We start from the raw sequence: 21,430 nt of genomic DNA, 5'->3' as shown, positions 1-21,430 counted from the left end.
AAGCGCCTCGCCGTCGCACCGGGCGCAGTACGCCGCGGGCTCAGGAAGCCACGCCCGCCCCCGGCGCGCTGAGATTCTCTGTCCGAATCGTCCGATGTGCCGTCCGCAATCCGGGCGGGGGCGTGTCCGCTACCGGTCAGCGCATCCGGGGCCGGCGCGGCGGGCCGTGGACGGCGGCGCGGAAGCCCGGGGAGAGGTACCGGATTAATTCATCGGGCGGCATCGAGGCGACGGGTTCCACCGCGAGGACGTAGCGGGCGAAGATCAGCCCGGAGAGCTGGACGCCCAACGCCCCGGCCCGCGCGGTGGCGTCGGGGCCGCCCAGGTGGTCGGCGATGCGGCCGACGATCTCGCGTTCCACCAGGTCGCTCACCAGCCGGCTCAGGTCCGGGTCCTGGACGGCGGCGCGCACCATGAGCAGCAGCGGCCTGCCGCCCTCGGGGTCGTCCCACGCGGCGACCAGCGCGCGCAGGACGCGTTCGGGCAGGTCGGCGGGGTCGCCGGGCAGCGCGCCCGCCAGCACCTCGGGCGGGTTGGAGACCAGCCCGAGCACCGCGCCGAACAGGCCCTTCTTCGAGCCGAAGAAATAGCTGATCAGCGCGGCGTCCACGCCCGCCTCGGCGGCGAGGGACCGCATCGTGACCGGCCCGTACCCGTCGGCCAGGAACCGCCTCCGCGCCACCGCGAGGATCTCCTCGCGGGTGTCGGGGCCGCCGCGCCGCCGCCCCCGCCCGCCTCCGGATTTATTCATCAAGGTTGAAATATAGTCCGGTCCGGGGCCACGGTCGAGGCATGACCACCTCCAAGCAGGGGCCCGGCACCGTCCACCGAGCGGTGCTGCCGGCCGTGATGCTGTCCCTCGCCACGGTGGTGTCGGCCGTGGCCTCCCTCAACACGGCTGTGCCGTCCATCGCCCGCGACACCCGCGCCGGCCTCACCGAGCTGTCGTGGATCATCGACGCCTACGCGCTGGTCTTCGCGGCCCTGCTGCTGCTCGGCGGCGCGATCGGCGACCGCTACGGGCGGCGCCGCGCGCTCACCGTCGGGCTCGCGGTGTTCGGCGCCGGCTCGGCCGCGGCCGCGCTGGGCGGCGACCCCGGCTGGCTGATCGCGATGCGCGGCGTCCTCGGCGTCGGCGCGGCCCTGGTCATGCCGGCGACGCTGTCCACGATCACCTCGACGTTCCCGGCCGCGCAGCGCACCCGCGCGGTCGGCGCCTGGGCGGGCGTCGCCGGGGCCAGCGCCATCTTCGGCCTTCTGGTGTCGGGGACCCTGCTGGAGTTCTGGTCCTGGCGGTCGGTGTTCTGGATGAACGTCGTGCTCGCCGCGGTCGCGCTGGTCGTGACCCTCGCGGTCGTCCCCGAGTCCGCCGAGCCCGACGCGCCGAGACTCGACCTGACCGGCGCGCTGATCACCGTGGTCGGGCTCGGCGCCGGTGTCTACTCGATCATCGAGGCGCCGACGCACGGCTGGGCCTCCGCGCGGACGCTGCTCGGCATCGCCGCCGCCCTGGTCGTCCTCGCCGGGTTCGTGGTGTGGGAGCTGAAGCGGCCGAACCCGCTGCTCGACCCGCGGCTGTTCCGCGTCCGGGCGTTCTCGGCCGGCTCCCTCACGATCACCCTGCAGTTCTTCGCCTTCTTCGGCTTCGTCTTCATCATCCTGCAGTACCTGCAGCTGGTGAAGGGCGACAGCGCGCTCGTCGGCGCGCTCAGCCTGGTGCCCATGGCGCTCGCGATGATGCCGTCCGCCCGGGTCGTCGCGCCGAAGCTGGCCGCCAGGGTCGGCACGCGCCGCGTCATCACGGCCGGACTGCTGCTGGTCGGCGTCGGGATGCTGGTGTTCTCGCTGCTGGACGAGGGCAGCACCTACTGGCTGCTGCTCGCGGGCCTCGTCCCGTTCGGCGCCGGCATGGGCCTCGCCATGACCCCGTCCACCGCCTCGATCACCGACGCGCTGCCCGCCGAGAAGCAGGGCGTGGGCTCGGCGATGAACGACCTGGCCCGGGAGCTCGGCGGCGCGCTCGGCATCGCCGTCCTCGGCAGCCTCCTGCAGTCGTCCTACCGCGCGAACCTCGACCTCGGGAACCTGCCGGGCCCGGCCGCCGAGCAGGCCAGGACGTCGGTCGCGGTGGCGGTCCGGCTCGGCCCGCAGGCCGCCGAGCACGCGCGGGCGGCCTTCAGCGACGGGCTCCAGACCGCGTTCCTCACCGCGTCGGTCGCGCTCGCCGTCACCGCGGTCGTCGTCGCGGCCCTGTACCGGACGCCCCGCCGGGAGGCCGCCGAATCCGTCCCCGCGCCCGCCGATCAGGACGCTAAGCTGAACGCGCCCTCGAACGGGAGCCCGGACGAGGGCACGGGCGGGCGTGGCGAAATCAGGTATACGCGGCAGGTTTAGGTCCTGTTGGTGGCGACACCGTGGGGGTTCGAATCCCCCCGCCCGCACCCGGTCCGCACCCGGCCCGCGCCGAGCGCGGGCCGGCGCGGTCCTACAGCCCGAGGTCGCGGCGGAGGCGCTCCACGTGCCCCGTCGCCTTCACGTTGTAGTACGCCTTCTCGATCCTGCCGTCGGCGTCGATGACGAACGTCGACCGGATGACCCCGACGACGACCTTGCCGTACAGCTTCTTCTCCCCGTAGGCGCCGTAGGCCTGGAGGACCTTCGCGTCCGGGTCGGACAGGAGGGGGAACGTCAGCCCCTCCTTGTCCCGGAACTTGGCGAGCTTGGCCGGCTTGTCGGGGGAGACGCCGACGACGGCGACGCCCGCGGCCTCCAGCTCGGGCAGGCTTCCCTCGAAGTCGACCGACTCCTTGGTGCAGCCGGGGGTCATGGCCGCCGGGTAGAAGTAGAGGATCACGCGCTTGCCGCGCAGCGAGGCCAGCGACACCGCGGTGTCGTCGGCGTCGGGTAGCTCGAACTCGGGGGCGACATCGCCCGGCTGCAGCCGCTCGGACACCCTGTCCCGCCTTTCGCTCGGATGGTGGGTCCAACGGTACCGGCTGGGGTGCGGCGGGCATCCGGCGGGAAGACCTGCAAGACTGTGCGGATCACCGCTCGGCTCGCACGGTCCCGGCCCGCGCGAGTACGCCCGACACGATAAGGACACGGCATGGCTGACAAGAGCCGCGACCCGGAGGCGCTGGAACGGGAGATAGAGCGCAGCCGGCGGCAACTGGCCCGCACCATCGACGAGCTCGCCGACCGGGTCAGTCCGAGGAACGTCGCGCAGCGGGGCGCGGAGCGGCTGAAGGAGGAGGCCGACCAGGTCGCCAAGGCCCTCGGCGCGATGGTGCGCCCCTCCGAGGACGACGACGGCGAGGGCCCCCAGATCGACAGGCGGCTGGTGGTCGCCGGCGTGGGCGCGGCGGTCATCGTGACCGCCCTGGTCCTGCGGCGCCGTAGGCGCAGGAAGCGCTGAGCCCCGTCCCCGAGGCGCCGGTCCGCGGTCCGCGGCCGGCGCTTCCGCGTTTCCGGACGGGCCCCGGGCGCGGCGGGGCGGCGCCGTTCCCCTGCCGGGCGGAGCGGGCGAGGAGCTCGGCGACGCCGCGGAGCCGGGCGAGCTCGTCCCGGCACGGCGGGCAGCCGCTCAGGTGCGCCGACAGCGCGTCCGCCTCGGTGCCGGCGAGCCGTCCGATGGCGTAGACGCCGAGGCCGATCCGGTACGCCCCGCAGTCCGTTCCTCCCACGTCCTGGAGTACGGGCGCGGCGGCCCGGCCGTTCAGCGAGGGCGGGTCAGCCGAGGTCGGGGGCCGTCGCGGTGAACCTGGCCTCGACGGTGGCGCGGACGATCTGCGTCTCCGGCTCCAGGTCGATCGGCTCGGGCTCCTCGGCGGCGCCGCCCGGCGCGCGCCCGTAGGCGGCGGCGAGCGCGACCGGCCCGCCCGCGCCGCCGTCGCGGCCGAGCCCCTCGTCCGACAGCTCCACCAGGCCGGTGAGCCGGGCCCCGAGCGCCTCGGCGTAGCCGCGGGCCCGCTCGACGGCCTCGTTCGCCGCCTGCCGCGCGGCCCGCCGGTACACCTCGCTGCCCGGCCGCAGCTCCCACTCCGGCCCGGTGACGTAGGTGCGCTCCAGGTCGCCGAGCCGGGTGACCAGCTCGCCCAGCACCGCGAAGTCGCTGACCGTGATCTTGATCCAGACGGTGCCGCGGTAGGCGCGGATGTCGCCCTCGCGCCGCCTGTACTTCAGCAGCGGTGTGATCGACAGGCCGCCCGTCTCCAGCTTCTCCACGGCCTCGCCGAAGGACTTGACCAGGTCGAGGCACTGCTGGTTCCGCTCGGTGAGCCGGTCGAGGGCCGCGCGCCGGTCGGACTCCTGCGACTCGACGTGCACCGACAGCCGCGCGATCTCCGGCTGGGCCTCCAGCACGGCCTCACCACGCACACTGATCATGGGAGCGTCGCTCATGCCCCCAACCTAACCCCGTCCCCGCGTCGACTTGCGGCGTGTTGCCCCTATCGGCTCCCTCATAAGGGCAACACGCCGCAAGTCGACGGGGCCAGCTACAGGAAGGTGCGGCCTTCGCCTCTGTAGGTCGGGACCGTTCTCACCTGGTGGGCGTCTTCTATCAGGTGCAGTGCGTCGAAGCGTTCGCACAGCTCGCCGGCCTTGGTGTGGCGGAACCAGACGCGGTCGCCCACCGACAGCAGGTCGGCGGCGCGTCCGAGAAGCGGCGTCTGCACCTCGCCCGCGCCCTCGTCGCCGTTGTAGGCCAGGCCCGTCGGCAGGTAGGGCTGGGGGAGGCGGACGGCGTCGGCGGGCCCGGACGCCAGGTAGCCGCCGCCGAGGCACGTGACGACGCCGGGCGCGGGGCGCCGGACGACGGGCAGCGCGAACAGCGCGGCGGGCCGTCCGGTGAAGTTGGAGTACTGGTCGAACAGGTGCGGCTGGTAGAGCCCGGAGCCGGCCGCGACCTCGGTGACGGCGCGCTCGGCCGCCGTCGTCTCGACGCTGCCGGTGCCGCCGCCGTTGACGAACTCCAGCTCGGTCAGCCCCCGGACGGCCCGGACGATCGCCGCGCGGCGCCGGGCCAGCTCCGCCCGGGACTGGCGCTGCATGGCGCGGATGACGCGGCCCCGCGCGGGCCGGCCGGGCGGGACGTCGCCGACGCCCGCGATCTGCGACTCGTAGGCCATCAGCCCGACGAGGTCGAGCGAGGGCCGCTTGAGGACCAGTTCGGCGAACGCCCGGACGTCGGCGGCGCTGTGCAGCGGGGAGCGCAGCGCGCCGATCCGCACCCGGCCGCCGAGCGTGCGGTACGAGGCGTCGATGTCGATGCAGACCCGCACGCGCCGGTCGCCCGCGGCGGACTCGATCAGGTCGAGGTGCTCGGGGGAGTCGATCATCAGCGTGACGGCGCGGGCCGCGCGGGGGTCGCCGGCGAGCGCGGCGATCGCGGTGCGGTCGGCCGTGGGGTAGGCGACGAGGATGTCGTCGCTGACGCCCTCGGCGGCCAGCCAGAGCGCCTCGGGGAGGGTGAACGCCATGACTCCCGCGAACCCCTCCATCGCGAGGACGTCCTCCAGGAGGGCCCGGCAGCGCACGGACTTGCTGGCGACCCGGATGGGCTTGCCGGCGGCGCGGCGCACGAGGTCGGCGGCGTTGGCGCGGAAGGCCGCGAGGTCGACGACGGCGAACGGCGCCTCTAGTCCGGCGGTCGCGGTGTCATAGCGGTCCCGGAGGTTCATGCTCGTCACGATGCCACACTACCGGGAAAATATGAAAAGGTCTCATGTCCCGGTGCGCGGATGGGCGGCGAAGAAGCTCCACAGCATCGGGCTCGCCTCCTTCGGCCACTGGTGCCGCCCGCCCTCGATCCTGCAGAAGGTCACGGCGACGCCGCGCTCGCCCTTGCCCGTGCTCTCGCACCGGGTGTCGCCGCTGAGCGCCTTCACCCGCTCGCGCGGCTGGGGCAGGCCCGCCACCCTGCGCCAGAAGTCCACCGCGTCCGAGACCGGCGGGAACGGGCGCCTGTCGTTGAAGTCGCGGTCGCCGCCCCCGTTGAAGGGCACGTTCCCGTCCGCCGTCCCATGGAAGATCATCGCCGATACCGGGCGGCCCGGATCGCACCTGGTCACCAGGGCGCCCTCGACCACCCCGATCGCGGCCACCTTGCCCGGCTTCTCGCAGGCCATCCGGTACGCCATCCCGGCGCCGTTGGAGAACCCGGTGACGTAGACGCGCCTCGGGTCGGCCAGCCCGGCGCCGGTGAGCTTGTCGATGAGCTTGCCGAGGAACCCGACGTCGTCGACGTTCCCGACCTTCGCCGCGCCGCAGCAGTCGCCCGCGTTCCACGTGGTCATGAACCCGTCGGGGTAGGCGACGAGGAAGCCGTGCTCGTCCGACAGCTTGTCGAAGCCGGTCAGGTCCTGCATCTTCGACATGTTGGCCAGGCCGCCGTGCAGGGCGATGACCAGCGCGGGCCTGTCGGCCGGCCTGCCGTCCTCCCACTTCCCGCCCGCGACCTTGGAGGGGACGTGGAGCAGGTACTCGCGGTGCCCGACCGTCCCCACGTCGAGCTTCTGCTTGTGCGTGCCCTCCGACGTCGGGACGCCGTCGACCGTCGCGGGGCGGCGACCGCCCTTGCCGCCCCCGTCGCCCTTCCCGCCGGTCTCGTCGGTGCAGCCCGCCAGGGCCAGGGTGACAGCCAGCGCCACGAGCGCGATTCGCCGCATGGGGGCAAAGGTAACCCCAAGGCGGGGCTTCAAACTACTCACCGGTAGACAAGGCCGGCGGCCTCCGGGCCGCACCGACCGGCCGGTACGGCGGCGGGGCGGGGACGCCGCCGCGTAAGCTCGGGAGGGACCGTCCTGAGCTGGCGCTTCCCGCGCCGAGGCGAGAATGAGACCCGTGAGCGAACCCGTGAACGAGTACGTGCTGACCCTGTCCTGCCCCGACCGGCCCGGCATCGTGGCCGCAGTCTCGGGGCTGCTGGCCGAGCGCGGGTGCAACATCGTCGAGAGCCAGCAGTTCGGCGACGGCGGGACCGGCACCTTCTTCATGCGGGTGCAGTTCGCGGCGCTCACGGGCACCGACCCCGACGAGCTGCGCGGCGCCTTCGCGTCCCTGGTGCCCGAGCTCGGGCTGGAGTGGCGGCTGCACCCGCTGGCCGAGCGCCCGCGCGTGCTGATCATGGTGTCGAAGGGCGGGCACTGCCTCAACGACCTGCTGTACCGGACGCGGTCCGGGCTGCTCGACATCGACATCGTCGCGGTCGCGTCCAACCACCCCGACCTGCGGCCGCTGACCCAGTCGTACGGGATCGACTACCACCACCTGCCGGTCGGGCAGGGCGGCAAGGCCGCGCAGGAGGCCGAGATCCTGACGCTGGTCGAGCACTACCGCGCCGACCTCGTCGTCCTCGCCCGGTACATGCAGATCCTGTCCGACGACTTCTGCGCCAAGCTGCCCGGCGCGATCATCAACATCCACCACTCGTTCCTGCCGAGCTTCAAGGGCGCCCGCCCCTACCACCAGGCGCACGCGCGCGGCGTCAAGCTGATCGGCGCGACCGCGCACTACGTCACCGCCGACCTGGACGAGGGGCCGATCATCGAGCAGGAGGTCGCGCGCGTCGACCACACCCACAGCCCGGAGGAGCTGGTGGCCGTGGGACGCGACGTGGAGTGTCTCGCGCTCGCCCGCGCCGTCCGCTGGCACGCCGAGCACCGCGTGCTGCTCAACGGCGACCGGACGGTCGTCTTCCGCTGACCTGCGGTTTCCTGACCGGCGAACGCGTGAGATGTCGGCATGGCGTGTTTCACTCCGCGTGACTTTCGCGCACCATGGGTGACGAAGCCGGACGTGTCGAGGGTTCACGGGGGTGGCTATGGCCGAGACGCTGGTCAAGGAGCTGATCGAGGAGGCGCAGGGCAGGCGGCTGGCGCGCCGGCTCGCCGTCCGCGAGCTGCGGCCGCGCCGCGCGCTCGCCGGGCTCGTCGCGGCGCTGCTGGTGACCGCGTTCGGCGGGGCGGCCGCGATCGAGCTGCTCGCCGGGGCGCTCGGATCGGCCGTCCACCCGGTGCCGGGCGTCGCCCCGGTGGTGGAGGCCCTGCGGCGGCACGCGTGGAGCGACCCGGACGTGCTCGCGGCGTCGGGCGCGGTGGCCGCTCTCGGGGTGGTCTTCATGGCGGCCGCGCTGCCCGGGCGGCTGCGCGGGGTGCCGCTGGCGGGCGCCGATCCGCGGCTCGCGGGAGTCATCGGCCGCGCCGCGCTGCGCCGCACGCTCGCGGCCGCGGCGATGGAGGTCCCCGGCATCGAGCGCGCCCGCGTCCGGGGCCTCGGGTTCTTCCGCCGGGGCCTGCTCGTGCGGGCCGCCACGCACTACCGCAACCCGGCGAACCTCGCCGACCTCGTCCACGACGCGGTCGACGCGCGCCTGGACCGGATCGAGCCGATGCGCCGGCCGCCGGTCGACGTCCGCCTCGGCTGGCGGAAGGACTGAGATGCCGGCGGGAGGGCCGCCCGTGCCCGCGGGAGGCCCGGCAGTGCCGCGCAAGGACCGACGGTGCCGACGGAAGGACTGACGATGAGGTTCGCGATCGCGGTGACCGGGGCGGTGCTGCTGCTGGCCGGCGCGTCCGGCCTCGCCCTCGGCCTCGGGGCCTTCGACGCGTTCGGCGCCCTGTCGGGGCGGCCGCTGCTCGACCCCGCGCTGGCGCGCTTCGCCCGTGAGACCGGCTGGTTCCTGCCGGCCGCGGCGGGCGCCGCCGAGGTGCTCGCGCTCGCCGGCCAGCTGTGGCTGGTCATGCAGGTGCGAGCCGTCGTCCACCAGCGGTGGCCCGACCTCGACCCCGAGACCCGCGCCCGGGCCCGCGCCGCCGCCGACGTCCTGCACCGCGACGCGCGCGGGCTGCCCGGCGTCCAGGACGCCCGCGCCCGCCTCACGGGGACGGCCGACCGGCCGCGCCTGCGGCTGAACGTGTCCTGCGCGGGCGACGCCCTCGTGGGCGAGGTGTACGGCGAACTGGGCGCGGGCCCGGTCGAGCGGTACCGCCTCGCGGTCGGCATGCCCGACCTTCCGGTGGTGGTCCGCTTCCGGCCGGAGGCCGAGCGGCCCCGCAGGCGCCCGCGCGGGCGCCGTCCGCAGCCCGAGTCCGCGTGAACCGGGCGCCCGGCGCCGGAGCGGGAACGGCGGCGCCGGGCGCCCGGGGTTCTTAGGCGGGCGCGCCGCCGGGCGCGGTGAGCGGGTCCTTCCGCGAGCCGGGCGGCTCGGCGGCCGGGCCGTGGTCGTCCAGCGGGGTGTCCTCGTTGAACGGGTCCTCGCCGGCGAGGACGCCGCGGGCCCTTTCGGCGTCGAACTCCCGGGTCCACGTGCCGATGACCACGGTGGCGACGGCGCCGGTGCGAGGGGCGGCGCCCGCCCGTCCGGTCGGATCCGCGGGCGGGCCGCCGCCCCGCGGCGGCACCCATCCTCCGGCTGGAGCCGGAGCATGCACACCGTGGGCGCCGCTCTGGAGGTGGGCTCGCAGGTCAGGCAGAGGCTGGAAGTCTGTCCCCACGCGACTATGCGCGGTTCTGTGACGGGGGTCACCCTTGTGTACATTTCGTTCACGGCAAGGTGCGGTGACGGCAGGATGCGGTGCCGTGACGGTGAGAGGCGAGGGGGAGGGGCGGGAGTGCGTCCTCGATGGGCGGCGCCGGGCCGCTGGAGCCTGGCCCGGCAGCTGCTCGTGCTCCAGGCGGCGGTCGTCGGGCTCCTCGTGGCGGCCGGCGCGGCGCTGGCCTTCCTCGACTCCGGCCGGGCCGTGGACGACAGCGCCACCCAGACGGTGTCGGCGGTCGCGGCGAGCATCGCCGACGCCCCGACCGTCCGGGCCGCGCTCGCCGACCCGGCCCCGAGCCGCCTCCTGCAGCCCTACGCCGAACGCGTCCGGCACGACACCGGCGTCGACTTCATCACGATCATGAGTCCGGCGGGGATCCGCTACACGCATCCGAACCCGTCGCGCATCGGCGGGACGTTCGTCGGCAACACCGCCCCCGCGCTCGCCGGCCGGACGTTCACCGAGACCTACACGGGCACGCTCGGGCCGTCCGTGCGCACCGTCGCCCCCGTCTTCGGCGAGGACCGCCGCGTGGTGGCCCTGGTCGCCGTCGGCATCACGGTCAAGGCGATGTCGGCGGAGCTCCGGCGCCGCCTGGTGGCCCTCGGCGCGGTCGCCGGGGTCGTCCTCGCCGCCGGGATGGCCGGCAGTTACCTCGTCTCCGCCCGCCTGCGCCGCCAGACCCGCGGCGCCGCCCCCGACGAGCTGCGCGGCATGTTCGAGTACTACGAGGCGATCCTGCACGCCGTCCGCGAGGGCCTCCTCATCCTCGACCGCACGGGCCGCGTCGTCCTCTGCAACGACGCCGCCAGGTACCTCCTCGACCTCGACGTCCCTGACGGCTCCCTCCCGTCCGCCGCGGAGCGGGGCCGGGGGGCGCCGGAGCCGCGGGGGCGGAACGTCGCCGAACTGGGGTTGCCGGAGGAGCTGGTCGCGACGCTGGTGTCGGACGAGCGCCGGTCGGACGAGATCCATGTGGGCGACACGCGGGTGCTCGTGGTGAACACCTCACCCGTCCGGTCGCGGGACCGGATGATGGGGAACGTCGTCACCCTGCGGGACCACACCGAGTTGCAGGCGCTGACGGGCGAGCTGGACACGGTGCGCGGGTTCGCCGAGTCGCTGCGCTCGCAGGCGCACGAGGCCGCGAACCGCCTGCACACGGTGGTGTCGCTGGTGGAGCTGGGCCGCCCGGGGCAGGCCGTGGAGTTCGCGACCGCCGAGCTGGCGAGCGCGCAGCGGCTCACCGACCGGGTCGTCGGCTCGGTCGGCGAGCCGGTGCTGGCCGCGCTGCTGCTCGGCAAGTCCGCCGAGGCGGGGGAGCGCGGTGTGGAGCTCGTGATCGGCGAGGACACCGTGATCGAGGGCGCGATCGAGCCGCGCGACCTGGTCACCATTCTCGGCAACCTCATCGACAACGCGGTCGACGCGGCGATCGAGGGGGCCGCCGACCGGCCGCCGCGGGTCGGCGTCGGCGCCCGGGAGGAGGACGGGATGCTCGTGCTGGAGGTGTCCGACAGCGGACCGGGCGTGGACCCCTCCGCCGTACCCGCGATGTTCCGGCGCGGCTGGACGACGAAGACGTCCGGCGGCGCGGTCGGGCACGGCCTCGGCCTCGCCCTGGTCGGCCAGGCCGTCCGCCGCAACGGAGGCGACGTGCGGGTGAGCGCCGCCGGCCCCGGCCGCGGCGCCGTGTTCACCGTCCGGCTGCCCCTGCCGGGGCGGGCCGCCGGGGCCCGGCACGGAGGCGGTGGGCCGTGATCAGAGTGCTGGTGGTCGAGGACGACCCGGTGGCGGCGGAGGCGCACCGGACCTACGTCGAGCGGGTCGCCGGGTTCACCGTCGCGGGGGTCGTGCACTCGGGGGCGGACGCGCTGCGGTTCTGCGAGCGGACGCAGGTCGACGTCGTCCTGCTGGACTTCTACCTCCCGGACACGCACGGCCTCACCGTCTGCCGCGCGCTGCGCGCCGGGGGACGGGACGTGGACGTCATCGCCGTGACGTCCGCGCGGGACCTCGCGGTGATCCGCACCGCCGTGGCGGTCGGCATCGTCCAGTACCTGCTGAAACCGTTCACCTTCGCGTCGCTGCGCGACAAGCTCGTCCGGTACGCGCGCTTCCGGGAGCAGGCGGTGGGCTCGGGGGAGGTCAGCGGTCAGGCGGACGTGGACGGGATGCTCGCCACTCTGCGCACCCCCGACCGCCATGCGCTGCCCAAGGGGATGAGCGGGGAGACGCTCCAGGTCGTGACCGGCGTGCTGGCGTCCGCCGCCGACGGCCTGTCCGCCGCCGCTGCCGCCGACCTCACCGGCGTCTCCCGGGTGACCGCGCGCCGGTATCTGGAGTACCTGGCGGAGAACGGGCTGGCCGACCGCCGGCCCCACTACGGCCAGGTCGGGCGTCCTGAGGTGCGCTTCTATCCCCGTTAGACGGGGTACCTATGGACCGACAGTTGGAACGACATCGGGGGAGTTGTCGTGAACGACAAGCCTGGCAAGCCAGGGAAGCCCACGGGCAAGGCGGAGTCCGAACCGGAGCGCGAGAAGCGGCCGCGCCGCGGCGAGGAGGCCACGGGCAAGGGGCCGAAGCGCAAACCGGGCGACGCGGCGCGCAAGATGCGGGAGATGTACAAGGGCTAGACGGTCGCGTCAGGAGGGGCGGCCCCGATGCTTGACGACGGCTTGGGCTCCCATTTTGGGTCTATGTCGGCTTATGGGGCTAACGTCCAAAGGGAACGCGATGTCGAGGAGATCGAGGAGGCACGCTTGTCCGACCGACGATATTCGGGCGGCTCTGCCGAGGGGCTCTTCGACTCATGGAGGGTAACGACGGACCACGGCACGGGCCCCTCCCGCTGAGCGGCCCGAGACCCGGGGGCGGTGGCGATCGGCTGCGGCCCCCGGGTTTTTCGCCTGCTTGGTTGTGTTATCCAACTCACTGGGGAAGCGGATTGTGCTCCCCCTGCGCCGCTCGGATACTGGCGGAGTGAGTTGGAAAACACAACGGAGGTGGGGTCCATGCGGGACGCGGTGATCGTGGAGGCGGTGCGCACGCCGCTCGGCAAGGGCAGGGCCAACGGGGCCCTGCACGGCGACCACCCGGCCGACCTGCTGGCGCGGACGCTGGCGTCCCTGGTCGAGCGGGCGGGCGTCGACCCGGCGAGCGTGGACGACGTGATCGGCGGCGTCGTCACTCAGGCCGGCGACCAGGCGCTCAACATCACCCGCACGGCCGTCCTCGCCGCGGGGTTCCCCGAGAGCGTCCCCGCCATGACGGTCGACCGGCAGTGCGGCTCGTCCCAGCAGGCCCTGCACATCGCGGCGCAGGGCGTGCAGAGCGGCGCCTACGACATCGCCATCGCGTGCGGCGTCGAGTCGATGTCGCGGGTGCCGATGGGGTCGAGCGTCCTGCCGGGAAGCGACCCGTTCGGGACGCTGCTCCCCGAGCGCTACCCGGGCGGGCTCGTCGGCCAGGGCATCAGCGCCGAGTTGATCGCCGCCCGCTGGAACCTGTCGCGGGAGGCGCTCGACGCCTACGCCGCCGAGTCCCACCGGCGCGCCGCCGAGGCGTGGAAGAACGGCGAGTTCGACCGGGAGGTCGCCTGGACGGGGCAGCGGGACGAGACCGTCCGCCCCGGGACGTCGCCGGAGATCCTCGCCGGGCTGAGGCCCGCCTACCGCGACGAGCGCATGGCCGAGCGGTTCCCCGAGATCGGCTGGAAGATCACCGCGGGCAACGCCTCGCCGGTCAACGACGGCGCCGCCGCCGTGCTGGTCATGGGCGCCGACGTCGCCGCGCGGCTCGGCCTGCGCCCGCGCGCCCGCTTCCACTCCTTCGCCGTGACCGGCGACGACCCCCTGCTGATGCTCACCGCGATCATCCCCGCGACCGCGAAGGTGCTGGAGCGCGGCGGCCTCGCCCTCGACGACATCGACCTGTTCGAGGTGAACGAGGCGTTCGCTCCGGTCGTGCTCGCGTGGGCGCGCGAGACCGGCGCCGACCTCGCGCGCGTCAACGTGCGCGGCGGCGCGATCGCGATCGGCCACCCCCTCGGCGCGAGCGGCGCCCGCCTCATGACGACCCTGCTGCACGCCCTGGAGGACCGCGGCGGGCGGTTCGGCCTCCAGACCATGTGCGAGGCGGGCGGACTGGCCAACGCCACCGTCGTGGAGCGGCTCTGACGGGCGGTCCGGGCAGGTCCGGCGGCTAGGCTTCCCGGTATGCCGAAGGACGCCGATCCGCGCGAGTGCTCGATCGCCGACACCCTCGACCTGGTCGGCGAGCGCTGGAGCCTGCTGGCGATCCGGGAGCTGAGCTACGGGGTGGGGCGCTTCGACCAGATCGTCCGCAACACCGGCGCGTCCCGCGACATCCTCACCGCCCGCCTCCGCAAGCTGGAGGCGGGCGGCGTCATCCGCCGCGAGCGCTACAGCGACCACCCGGTGCGCTACGAGTACCGCCTCACGCCCGCGGGCATGGAGTTGTGCGACGTCCTGCTCGTGCTGATGGTCTGGGGCGACCGCCACCTGCACCCGGACGACCCGCCCGTCCGCTGGCAGCACTCCTGCGGCGAGATGGTCAGCCCCCAGGTCGTCTGCCGCCACTGCGGCAACGAGGCCCGCCGGGGCGCGCACTCCCCGACCGGCCGAGGCGCCCGCCCCTGACCCCGCCCGCCACCGCGGAAGCGGGTGGCCCCGGCGGAGGCGGCCGGGGGGCGTCAGCGGGGGGCGGGGCGGCGCCCGGCCGCCCGGGTCCAGCGTCGAGAGTCTGGAACCCTGCCGCCAACGGCGGGGTCAACTCCGGGCGGCCCGGTCCAGGAGGAGCGCGGCGCCGGCTCGGGCGCGGGCGGCGGCGGTGGGGTCGCCCTGGATCCCGGCGACGACGATGGCGCCCTCGGCGAGCAGGTGGACGGGCTCGGCGGCGGACGCGTCGACGGGGGAGACCAGGGCGAGGACCTGGTCGTGGAAGGCGCGCTTGTGTGCTCGCGCCGCCTCCGCGATCGCCGGGGAGGACGAGCCGAGCTCCCCGTGGGCGTTCACCCAGGCGCAGCCGCGGAAGCCGGGCTCGGCGAACCACGCGCCGAGCCAGTCGAACAGGGCGAGGACGCGCCGCCGGGGGTCGGGTTCGGCGTCCAGGTGGGCCGCCAGGCTCGCGCGCCAGCGGCGGTCGCGGCGGTCCAGCATCGCGACGACGAGAGCCTCCTTCGTCGGGAAGAGCCGGTAGATGCGCTTGAGCGGCAGGCCGGAGGCGGTCCGCAACTCGTCCATGCCCACCGCCTGGACGCCCTGCCGGTAGAAGAGGCGCTCGGCGACGTCCAGCAGCCCCTGGCGGTCCCGGTCCTGCTGCTCCTCGGTGATCGCGGCCGGCATCGGCGCTCCTGACTTGACGTGGAGAACGGTCGTTCCCTACCTTAGCGGCACCAACGGAGAACGCTCGTTCTCAACTGAGGAGGCCGCCGTGTCCGAAGAAAGCGCCCCGTCCCGAGAAAACGCCGTGCCCGAGGACCGTCCGCCCTACCCGCCGTTCACGATGGAGACCGCGAAGCAGAAGGTCCAGGCGGCCGAGGACGCGTGGAACACCCGCGACCCGCACCGGGTGGCGCTCGCCTACACGCCGGACTCCGTCTGGCGGAACCGGGACCAGTTCGTCACCGGGCGGGAGGAGATCATCGCGTTCCTGACGGCGAAGTGGGAGCGGGAGCTCGACTACGCGCTCCGCAAGAGCCTGTGGGGATTCCGCGAGAACCGCATGGCCGTCCGGTTCCAGTACGAGTGGCACGACGCCGGCGGGCAGTGGTGGCGCAGCTACGGCAACGAGCTGTGGGAGTTCGACGAGCGCGGCCTGATGCGGCGGCGCGAGGCGAGCATCAACGACGTGGCGATCGGCGAGGCCGACCGGCGCATCCGCGGCCCGCGCCCCGCGGGCGAGCACGGGATCGACATCCCGCTCCGGTAGCGGGCGCTCAGCACTCGATGACGTTGACGGCGAGGCCGCCGCGCGAGGTCTCCTTGTACTTGTCGAGCATGTCGCGGCCGGTGTCGCGCATGGTCTTGATGGCCTTGTCGAGGGAGACGAAGTGGCGGCCGTCGCCGCGCAGGGAGATCCGGGCGGCGCTGATGGCCTTGACCGCGCCGACGGCGTTGCGCTCGATGCAGGGAACCTGGACCAGGCCGCCGACGGGGTCGCAGGTCAGGCCGAGGTTGTGCTCGATCCCGATCTCCGCGGCGTTCTCCACCTGCTCCGGGGTGCCGCCGAGGACCTCGGTGAGCCCGGCGGCGGCCATCGAGCAGGCCGAACCGACCTCGCCCTGGCAGCCGACCTCCGCGCCGGAGATCGAGGCGTTCTGCTTGAACAGCACGCCGATCGCCCCGGCGGTCAGCAGGAACCGCACCACGCCCTCGTCGTCGTGGCCGGGGATGAACCGGTCGTAATAGTGCAGGACGGCCGGGATGATGCCCGCGGCGCCGTTGGTGGGGGCGGTGACGATGCGCCCGCCCGCGGCGTTCTCCTCGTTGACGGCGAGGGCGAACAGGGTGATCCAGTCCATCGCGTGGAGCGGGTCGGCCGCCTTCTCCACGGAGAGCTGGCGGTGCAGCTGGGGAGCGCGGCGGCGCACCTTGAGCCCGCCCGGCAGGAGGCCCTCACGGGTGCAGCCGCGGGCCACGCAGGCCCGCATGACCTGCCACAGCTCGAGCAGGCCGTCATGGATCTCGGAGGAGTCGCGGCCGAACGCCTTCTCGTTCTCCAGCATCAGCGCCGAGATCGACAGGCCCGTCTCCCGGCAGCGTTCGAGCAGCTCGGCGGCCGTGTCGAACGGGTACGGCAGGACGGTGTCGTCGGGCTTGATGCGGTCGGCGCCCGTAGCGTTCTCGTCCAGGATGAAGCCGCCGCCGACGGAGTAGTACACCTTGGCGCGCAGCTCCTCGCCCGCGGCGTCCAGTGCCGTGAAGCGCATCCCGTTGGGGTGGCCGGGCAGCGACTCCTTGCGCTCGAAGACCAGGTGCTCGTTGACCACGAACGGGATGTCATGGTCGCCGAACAGGCGCAGGGCCCCGCGCTCGCGGATGGCGGCGAGCCGCTCGTCCACCCCGTCGACGTCGACGAGCTCGGGCTTGTCGCCCTCCAGGCCGAGGATGACGGCCTTGTCGGAGCCGTGGCCCTTGCCGGTGAGGCCGAGCGACCCGTAGAGGGTGACGGCGACGGACGCCGTCTTCTCCAGCAGCCCGTCGCGCCGGAGCCCCCGGGCGAACCGGTGCGCCGCGGCCATCGGGCCGCCCGTGTGGGAGGACGACGGACCGATACCGATCTTGAACAGGTCGAAAACGCTGATGGCCATAGCTACCTCGTTGTAGCCGCGCCCCCTCCCCCTAGGGGGAGCCCCAGGAGGGGAGGGGGCGCCGGAACGTCACAGGTTCGGGTACAGGGGGTGCTTGTCCGCCAGCGCCTTCACCCGGGCCGCGAGCGCGTCCCGGTCGAAGGACGGCTGCAGCGCCAGCGCGATCACGTCCGCGACCTCGGCGAAGTCCTCGGCGGTGAAGCCGCGGGTCGCGAGGGCCGGGGTGCCGATCCGCAGGCCGGACGTCACCATCGGCGGGCGCGGGTCGTTCGGCACCGCGTTGCGGTTGACCGTGATGCCGATGTCGTGCAGGCGGTCCTCGGCGTCGCGCCCGGTGAGCTCGGAGTCCACCAGGTCGACCAGCACGAGGTGGACGTCCGTCCCGCCGGTCAGCACCTTGACGCCGGCCTTGGCGGAGTCCTCGGCGAGCAGGCGCTCGGCGAGCAGCTTCGCGCCCTCCACCGTCGCCGCCTGCCGGGCCCGGAACTCCTCCGACGCGGCGATCTTCAGGGCGACGGCCTTCGCGGCGATCACGTGCTCCAGCGGGCCGCCCTGCATGCCGGGGAAAACCGCCGAGTTGATCTTCTTGGCGTACTCCTCGCGGGCGAGGATCAGCCCGCCGCGGGGACCGCCGAGCGTCTTGTGCGTCGTGGTCGTCACGATGTCGGCGTGCGGGACGGGCGAGGGGTGCAGCCCCGCCGCCACCAAGCCCGCGAAGTGCGCCATGTCGACCATGAGCAGCGCCCCGACCGAGTCGGCGATCCGCCGGAACGCGACGAAGTCGAGCTGACGCGGGTACGCCGACCACCCCGCCACGATCATCTTCGGCCGGTGCTCGGCCGCGAGCGAGGCCACCTCGTCCATGTCGACCAGGCCGTCCTCGGCGCGGACGTGGTACGGCACCACGTTCAGCACCTTGCCGGAGTAGTTCAGCCGCATCCCGTGCGTGAGGTGCCCGCCGTGCGCGAGGTCGAGGCCGAGGATCGTGTCGCCGTGCTGGAGCAGCGCGAAGTAGACCGCCGTGTTGGCCTGCGCCCCGCTGTGCGGCTGGACGTTCGCGTGCTCGGCGCCGAACAGCGCCTTCGCCCGGTCGATCGCGAGCTGCTCGGTGACGTCGACGAACTCGCAGCCGCCGTAGTACCGGCGGCCCGGATACCCCTCGGCGTACTTGTTCGTCAGAACCGACCCCTGCGCCTCCAGCACCGAGACGGGCGCGAAGTTCTCCGACGCGATCATCTCCAGGGTGCCCTGCTGGCGGCGCAGCTCCGCGGCGACGGCCTCGGCGACCTCCGGATCGGCCGTCGCGAGGGAGTCGTTCACACTCATGATTCCTCGATCAGCTTGTCGTAGGCGGCGGAGTCGAGCAGGTCGCCCGGCTCCTCCGAGATCCGCACCTTGAAGATCCAGCCCTCGCCGTACGGGTCGTCGTTGATGACCTTCGGCTCGTCCACCACCGCGCTGTTGACCGCGGTGATCTCGCCGCTGACGGGGGAGTAGATGTCGCTGACCGACTTGGTCGACTCGATCTCGCCGCACGGCTCGCCCGCCTCCACGGCGTCGCCCTCCGACGGCTGCAGCTCGATGTAGACGATCTCACCGAGGGCGTCGGCGGCGTGCGCGGTGATGCCGACCGTGACGATGCCGTCCTCGCCACCGAGGCCCGACACCCACTCGTGCTCCTCGCTGTAGCGGAGCTCCTCCGGAACGCTCACGATCACTTCTCTCTTTCCACTGTGGGGGCGCGCCCCCACACCGCCGGACAACTTGTTCAGGAACGCTTGTAGAACGGCAGGGCCACCACGTCCACCGGCTCATGCCGGCCGCGGACGTCCACGGCGAGGCCCGCCTCCTCGACGCCGCTGTCGAGGTACGCCATGGCGATCGGCGTGCCCAGTGTGGGCGACGGGGCGCCGCTCGTCACGATTCCGCACGGCGCGCCGCCGGACGTGACGACCTGGTACCCCTTGCGGGGCGCGCGACGCCCCCGCGCGACCAGTCCCACGAGCCTACGGCCCGGCGGGGTCTGCGCCTGCGCCGCCAGCGCGCCCTTCCCCACGAAATCGCCTGGCTTGTCCAGCTTCACCACCCGGCCGAGGCCCGCCTCGAACGGCGTCGTCTCCGCCGTCAGCTCGTTCCCGTACAGCGGCATCCCCGCCTCCAGGCGCAGCGTGTCCCGGGCCGACAGCCCCGCCGGGACGACCCCCTCCACCGCGGCGAGCGCCTCCCACATCCGGACCGCGTCGGACGCGTCCACGAACAGCTCGAACCCGTCCTCACCCGTGTACCCGGTGCGGGCGACCAGCGCGTCCACGCCCGCGACCCGCCCCGCCAGGATCGCGTAGTACTTCAGGTCCCCCAGCGGCGCGTCCGTGAACCCTTCGAGAATCCCCTGCGAACGCGGCCCCTGCAGAGCGATCAGCGCGTACGAGTCCGACCGGTCGTCCACCGCCGCCTCGAACCCCGCGGCGCGCTCGACCAGCGCGTCCCTGACGACGGCGGCGTTCGCCGCGTTCGCGACCACCATCCACGTCTCGTCCGCGAGCCGGTAGACGATCAGGTCGTCCAGGACGCCGCCGTCGTGCCCGCAGATCATCGTGTAGCGGGCCTTGCCCACCGGCATCGGCGACAGGTTGCCGACCAGCGCGAAGTCCAGCGCGGCCCCCGCCCCCCGCCCCGACAGGAAGATCTCCCCCATGTGCGACAGGTCGAACAGCCCCGCCCCCGTGCGGACGGCCTGGTGCTCGGCGGTCTCGCTCGCGTAGCGCAGCGGCATCAGATAGCCGGCGAAGTCGACGAGATTCGCGCCGAGGTCCTCATGGACGTCGTGCAGCGGCGTCTTCTTCGCGGTCGGATCGGCGGACATGGGCTCGGCTCCTTCGTCACGGGCGCGCATGGTCCATCGTCCCACTCGCGCACCGGGCGTATCGGTGCCTCCCCCTCTGTCATCGGCGCCTGAGAGCTTCACCCGCCGCGCACGGCGGGCTTTCACCTTCGGCGGGGGACGGAGGTCCCCGCTTTCCAGAGGTCGCCTGGCCCGTGCGGTCCATTGGCCTGAGAGGTTCCGGGGAGGATTTGCTCCTTCGGCGTCCCCCACCGGCTGCGAGGGACTCTCCCGCACGGGATCATCAGCTGTCGAAGAAGGCTAGCAGTGTTCATTGCGTTTTTTCAGGTCGGGCCTTGGGGGCCCCGACCTGAAAAAACGCGTGCGATCGCTGCATCGCTCCGGCTCGCCCTGCGGCTCGCTGCGCGATCAGATTCTTGCTTCGCTCGGACCTGCCTTCGGACGCGATCGCGAGTGTCGAGGTCGTCGCGGGCTGAGGTGGCGGCTGAGGTCGCCTCGTTAGACGGGTTGCTGCTGAGCGCGCCCGTCCGGTCCTCTCGCGCGGGTCGTCTCGAACCGTTGCGCTCTGTGCTGGCGTGGCGGTGTCCCGTGGTGCAGTTCGGGACGGTGGTTGGGCTTCGGGTCGCAATCGGAATCGTGGTCCTCGCCGCCTTCGGCGTTGTGGGCGTGCCGAACAAGAAGCCCGCCGATCGGACACGCCTGCCGCCTACCGCGGGTCGCTGGGCCTGCGCCGGCGGGCGAGCCCGACCGGAACCAGGCGCCCCCCGTCCCCCTCCTCGGGGACGGGGGCCGTTTCGTCACGCCCGTAATGTGTATTCTTCGCGCGAACGGCCCCGCCCAATTCGCCTGGGCGGGGCCGCTATCTCACATGGCGGGCTTGCCCGTGCCGGAACACCTTCCTCGACTGCCGGGCTTCTGATGCGCCGGCGTCGACGAGCCCGTGTCGGCGGACGTCTCCTGTCCACAGTCGGGGCACTGTGCCATGGTTCACACCTCCTCTCTCTGCTGGAAGTCACCCCCCTGGCTGATCGACCCGCCCGCGGGCGCCAGGCTCCGGAACACGCCGAAGATGTCGGCGCCGCTGTGCATGCGCACGAGGACGCAGCACGGCCGCGGCCCGGCGTTCTCGCGGACCGACTTTCGTTCGACCGCCTTGACCTCCGGGTTCGCGCCGTTGGCGATGAGCGCGGCGATGTGCTGCTCGATCAGGCGCAGCGGCGTCCGGCCCGTGCTCGGCAGCTCCGGGAGCGTCTGGGAGGCGGGCGGCTCCCCGGTGACGGGGGTCTCCTCCCCGCCGTCACCCGACGGCGGGGACGTACGCGCCCACTGGAGCGCCACCTGGGCGCCCGTGCGCAGGGTGATGACGTGGCCGTACTGGGGATCGGCGATCCCCGCGTCGGTGAAGAGCTTCACGCTGGTGATCGCGGGAGAACCCTTCAGCACGTCCTCGACCCATGGCGCCCATCGGGGCAGTCGCATATCTCCTCCTGTCCTCGCGCGTCGCTCCTTGCGCGGAGGTCACGCTACCGGGTTGGCGGCCACGCCCCCGGTTGCTCCGCGCCGGCTCATGAGTCGGCTGCGAGCAGCCCGACGAGGGCGACCTCGGCGCCGGTGACGTCGGTGGCCGGGGCGAGCGCGTCGCCCATGTGCGACCAGGTCGGGTAGCGGGGACGCATTACTGCGTCCCCGCCCCCTCAGAACCGTGCGTGCCAT

At 73.4% G+C, this 21,430-nt stretch carries 24 protein-coding genes, 1 tRNA gene and 2 riboswitches; of the genes, 12 read left to right on the top strand and 13 right to left on the bottom strand.

All coding sequences use genetic code 11. The features are described 5' to 3' along the window. Positions 1 to 136 precede the first annotated feature (136 nt). A complete protein-coding gene (locus tag BKA00_RS21055; RefSeq protein ID WP_185027511.1) occupies positions 137 to 751 on the bottom strand; it encodes a TetR/AcrR family transcriptional regulator in 615 nt (204 codons plus the stop codon). Positions 752 to 792: 41 nt separating this feature from the next. Between BKA00_RS21055 and BKA00_RS21050 the strand changes: the two genes are divergently transcribed. Together BKA00_RS21050 and BKA00_RS21045 are read left to right on the top strand one after the other, a co-directional pair. Then, a complete protein-coding gene (locus BKA00_RS21050) occupies positions 793 to 2,394 on the top strand; it encodes an MFS transporter (RefSeq protein ID WP_185027509.1) in 1,602 nt (533 codons plus the stop codon). Next, positions 2,357 to 2,441 (top strand) — tRNA-Leu (locus BKA00_RS21045). Before BKA00_RS21050 ends, BKA00_RS21045 begins: the two co-directional genes overlap by 38 nt. A gap of 44 nt (positions 2,442 to 2,485) precedes the next feature. On the opposite strand, the gene bcp is transcribed toward BKA00_RS21045, so the two are convergent. Continuing rightward, complete coding sequence (gene bcp / locus BKA00_RS21040) at positions 2,486 to 2,953, bottom strand: thioredoxin-dependent thiol peroxidase (RefSeq protein ID WP_185027507.1); 468 nt, start codon at positions 2,951 to 2,953, stop codon at positions 2,486 to 2,488. Between the two features lie 153 nt (positions 2,954 to 3,106). Between bcp and BKA00_RS21035 the strand changes: the two genes are divergently transcribed. After that, on the top strand, positions 3,107 to 3,415 hold the full coding sequence (locus BKA00_RS21035; protein WP_185027505.1) for a DUF3618 domain-containing protein: 309 nt from the start codon (positions 3,107 to 3,109) through the stop codon (positions 3,413 to 3,415). On the opposite strand, the gene BKA00_RS21030 is transcribed toward BKA00_RS21035, so the two are convergent. The 4 genes from BKA00_RS21030 to BKA00_RS21015 all read right to left on the bottom strand — a co-directional run bounded on the left by BKA00_RS21030 (position 3,366) and on the right by BKA00_RS21015 (position 6,668). Next, positions 3,366 to 3,683 (bottom strand): anti-sigma factor family protein, encoded by a 318-nt coding sequence (locus BKA00_RS21030; RefSeq protein ID WP_185027503.1) that lies wholly within the window; start codon positions 3,681 to 3,683, stop codon positions 3,366 to 3,368. The genes BKA00_RS21035 and BKA00_RS21030 overlap by 50 nt on opposite strands. Positions 3,684 to 3,729: 46 nt before the next feature. Then, positions 3,730 to 4,401 carry an SIMPL domain-containing protein gene (locus tag BKA00_RS21025; protein WP_185027501.1) on the bottom strand — a complete coding sequence of 224 codons (672 nt, stop codon included), beginning with the start codon at positions 4,399 to 4,401 and terminating at the stop codon, positions 3,730 to 3,732. Between the two features lie 95 nt (positions 4,402 to 4,496). Beyond that, positions 4,497 to 5,681 (bottom strand): amino acid deaminase/aldolase, encoded by a 1,185-nt coding sequence (locus BKA00_RS21020; protein WP_185034554.1) that lies wholly within the window; start codon positions 5,679 to 5,681, stop codon positions 4,497 to 4,499. A 42-nt stretch (positions 5,682 to 5,723) separates the two neighbouring features. Beyond that, positions 5,724 to 6,668, bottom strand: coding sequence for a CE1 family esterase (locus BKA00_RS21015; protein ID WP_185027499.1), 945 nt, complete (start codon positions 6,666 to 6,668; stop codon positions 5,724 to 5,726). Positions 6,669 to 6,843: 175 nt separating this feature from the next. Here BKA00_RS21015 and purU point away from each other — a divergent pair, with 175 nt between their 5' ends. The 3 genes from purU (at position 6,844) to BKA00_RS21000 (ending at position 9,097) form a co-directional block, all read left to right on the top strand. Further along, positions 6,844 to 7,704, top strand: a complete 861-nt coding sequence (purU, locus tag BKA00_RS21010) for a formyltetrahydrofolate deformylase (protein WP_185027497.1) — start codon at positions 6,844 to 6,846, stop codon at positions 7,702 to 7,704. 118 nt (positions 7,705 to 7,822) lie between these two features. After that, positions 7,823 to 8,437, top strand: a complete 615-nt coding sequence (locus BKA00_RS21005; RefSeq protein WP_185027495.1) for a DUF6286 domain-containing protein — start codon at positions 7,823 to 7,825, stop codon at positions 8,435 to 8,437. Positions 8,438 to 8,521: 84 nt separating this feature from the next. Beyond that, complete coding sequence (locus BKA00_RS21000) at positions 8,522 to 9,097, top strand: hypothetical protein (protein WP_185027493.1); 576 nt, start codon at positions 8,522 to 8,524, stop codon at positions 9,095 to 9,097. A 52-nt stretch (positions 9,098 to 9,149) separates the two neighbouring features. On the opposite strand, the gene BKA00_RS20995 is transcribed toward BKA00_RS21000, so the two are convergent. After that, positions 9,150 to 9,401 (bottom strand): hypothetical protein, encoded by a 252-nt coding sequence (locus BKA00_RS20995; RefSeq protein ID WP_185027491.1) that lies wholly within the window; start codon positions 9,399 to 9,401, stop codon positions 9,150 to 9,152. 210 nt (positions 9,402 to 9,611) lie between these two features. On the opposite strand from BKA00_RS20995, the gene BKA00_RS20990 reads away from it, so the two are divergent. From BKA00_RS20990 to BKA00_RS20970, 5 genes are all read left to right on the top strand, one after another. Further along, complete coding sequence (locus BKA00_RS20990) at positions 9,612 to 11,300, top strand: sensor histidine kinase (RefSeq protein WP_230299333.1); 1,689 nt, start codon at positions 9,612 to 9,614, stop codon at positions 11,298 to 11,300. Further along, a complete protein-coding gene (locus BKA00_RS20985) occupies positions 11,297 to 11,968 on the top strand; it encodes a response regulator (protein WP_185027488.1) in 672 nt (223 codons plus the stop codon). Before BKA00_RS20990 ends, BKA00_RS20985 begins: the two co-directional genes overlap by 4 nt. A 48-nt stretch (positions 11,969 to 12,016) precedes the next feature. Further along, complete coding sequence (locus BKA00_RS20980) at positions 12,017 to 12,178, top strand: hypothetical protein (protein WP_179278653.1); 162 nt, start codon at positions 12,017 to 12,019, stop codon at positions 12,176 to 12,178. 378 nt (positions 12,179 to 12,556) lie between these two features. Continuing rightward, positions 12,557 to 13,720, top strand: coding sequence for a thiolase family protein (locus BKA00_RS20975; RefSeq protein WP_185027485.1), 1,164 nt, complete (start codon positions 12,557 to 12,559; stop codon positions 13,718 to 13,720). Between the two features lie 39 nt (positions 13,721 to 13,759). Continuing rightward, positions 13,760 to 14,203 (top strand): winged helix-turn-helix transcriptional regulator, encoded by a 444-nt coding sequence (locus BKA00_RS20970; protein WP_185027483.1) that lies wholly within the window; start codon positions 13,760 to 13,762, stop codon positions 14,201 to 14,203. Positions 14,204 to 14,332: 129 nt separating this feature from the next. On the opposite strand, the gene BKA00_RS20965 is transcribed toward BKA00_RS20970, so the two are convergent. Further along, a complete protein-coding gene (locus tag BKA00_RS20965) occupies positions 14,333 to 14,908 on the bottom strand; it encodes a TetR/AcrR family transcriptional regulator (protein ID WP_185027481.1) in 576 nt (191 codons plus the stop codon). A 124-nt stretch (positions 14,909 to 15,032) separates the two neighbouring features. Here BKA00_RS20965 and BKA00_RS20960 point away from each other — a divergent pair, with 124 nt between their 5' ends. Then, positions 15,033 to 15,494: a DUF1348 family protein gene (locus BKA00_RS20960; protein ID WP_185034552.1), complete on the top strand. Its 462-nt coding sequence runs from the start codon at positions 15,033 to 15,035 to the stop codon at positions 15,492 to 15,494. 7 nt (positions 15,495 to 15,501) lie between these two features. Here BKA00_RS20960 and BKA00_RS20955 read toward each other — a convergent pair whose 3' ends face one another. From BKA00_RS20955 to BKA00_RS20935, 5 genes are all read right to left on the bottom strand, one after another. Continuing rightward, entirely contained in the window at positions 15,502 to 16,875 is a 1,374-nt protein-coding gene (locus tag BKA00_RS20955) for an L-serine ammonia-lyase (protein WP_185027479.1), read from the bottom strand. Between the two features lie 69 nt (positions 16,876 to 16,944). Then, positions 16,945 to 18,201: a serine hydroxymethyltransferase gene (locus BKA00_RS20950; RefSeq protein WP_185027477.1), complete on the bottom strand. Its 1,257-nt coding sequence runs from the start codon at positions 18,199 to 18,201 to the stop codon at positions 16,945 to 16,947. Further along, a complete protein-coding gene (gene gcvH, locus BKA00_RS20945) occupies positions 18,198 to 18,587 on the bottom strand; it encodes a glycine cleavage system protein GcvH (protein ID WP_185027475.1) in 390 nt (129 codons plus the stop codon). The genes BKA00_RS20950 and gcvH overlap by 4 nt, the downstream gene beginning before the upstream one ends. Before the next feature lie 56 nt (positions 18,588 to 18,643). Continuing rightward, on the bottom strand, positions 18,644 to 19,738 hold the full coding sequence (gene gcvT, locus BKA00_RS20940) for a glycine cleavage system aminomethyltransferase GcvT (RefSeq protein ID WP_185027473.1): 1,095 nt from the start codon (positions 19,736 to 19,738) through the stop codon (positions 18,644 to 18,646). A 73-nt stretch (positions 19,739 to 19,811) separates the two neighbouring features. Continuing rightward, positions 19,812 to 19,900, bottom strand: a riboswitch (glycine riboswitch). 4 nt (positions 19,901 to 19,904) lie between these two features. Beyond that, a riboswitch (glycine riboswitch) is annotated at positions 19,905 to 20,000 on the bottom strand. Between the two features lie 704 nt (positions 20,001 to 20,704). Beyond that, complete coding sequence (locus tag BKA00_RS20935) at positions 20,705 to 21,196, bottom strand: hypothetical protein (RefSeq protein WP_185027471.1); 492 nt, start codon at positions 21,194 to 21,196, stop codon at positions 20,705 to 20,707. Between the last annotated feature and the right edge of the window lie 234 nt (positions 21,197 to 21,430).

This window comes from Actinomadura coerulea (assembly GCF_014208105.1).
Lineage (GTDB): Bacteria > Actinomycetota > Actinomycetes > Streptosporangiales > Streptosporangiaceae > Spirillospora > Spirillospora coerulea.
Note: the sequence above shows the minus strand (reverse complement) of the source record. Positions and strands in the feature narration are given on the sequence as shown.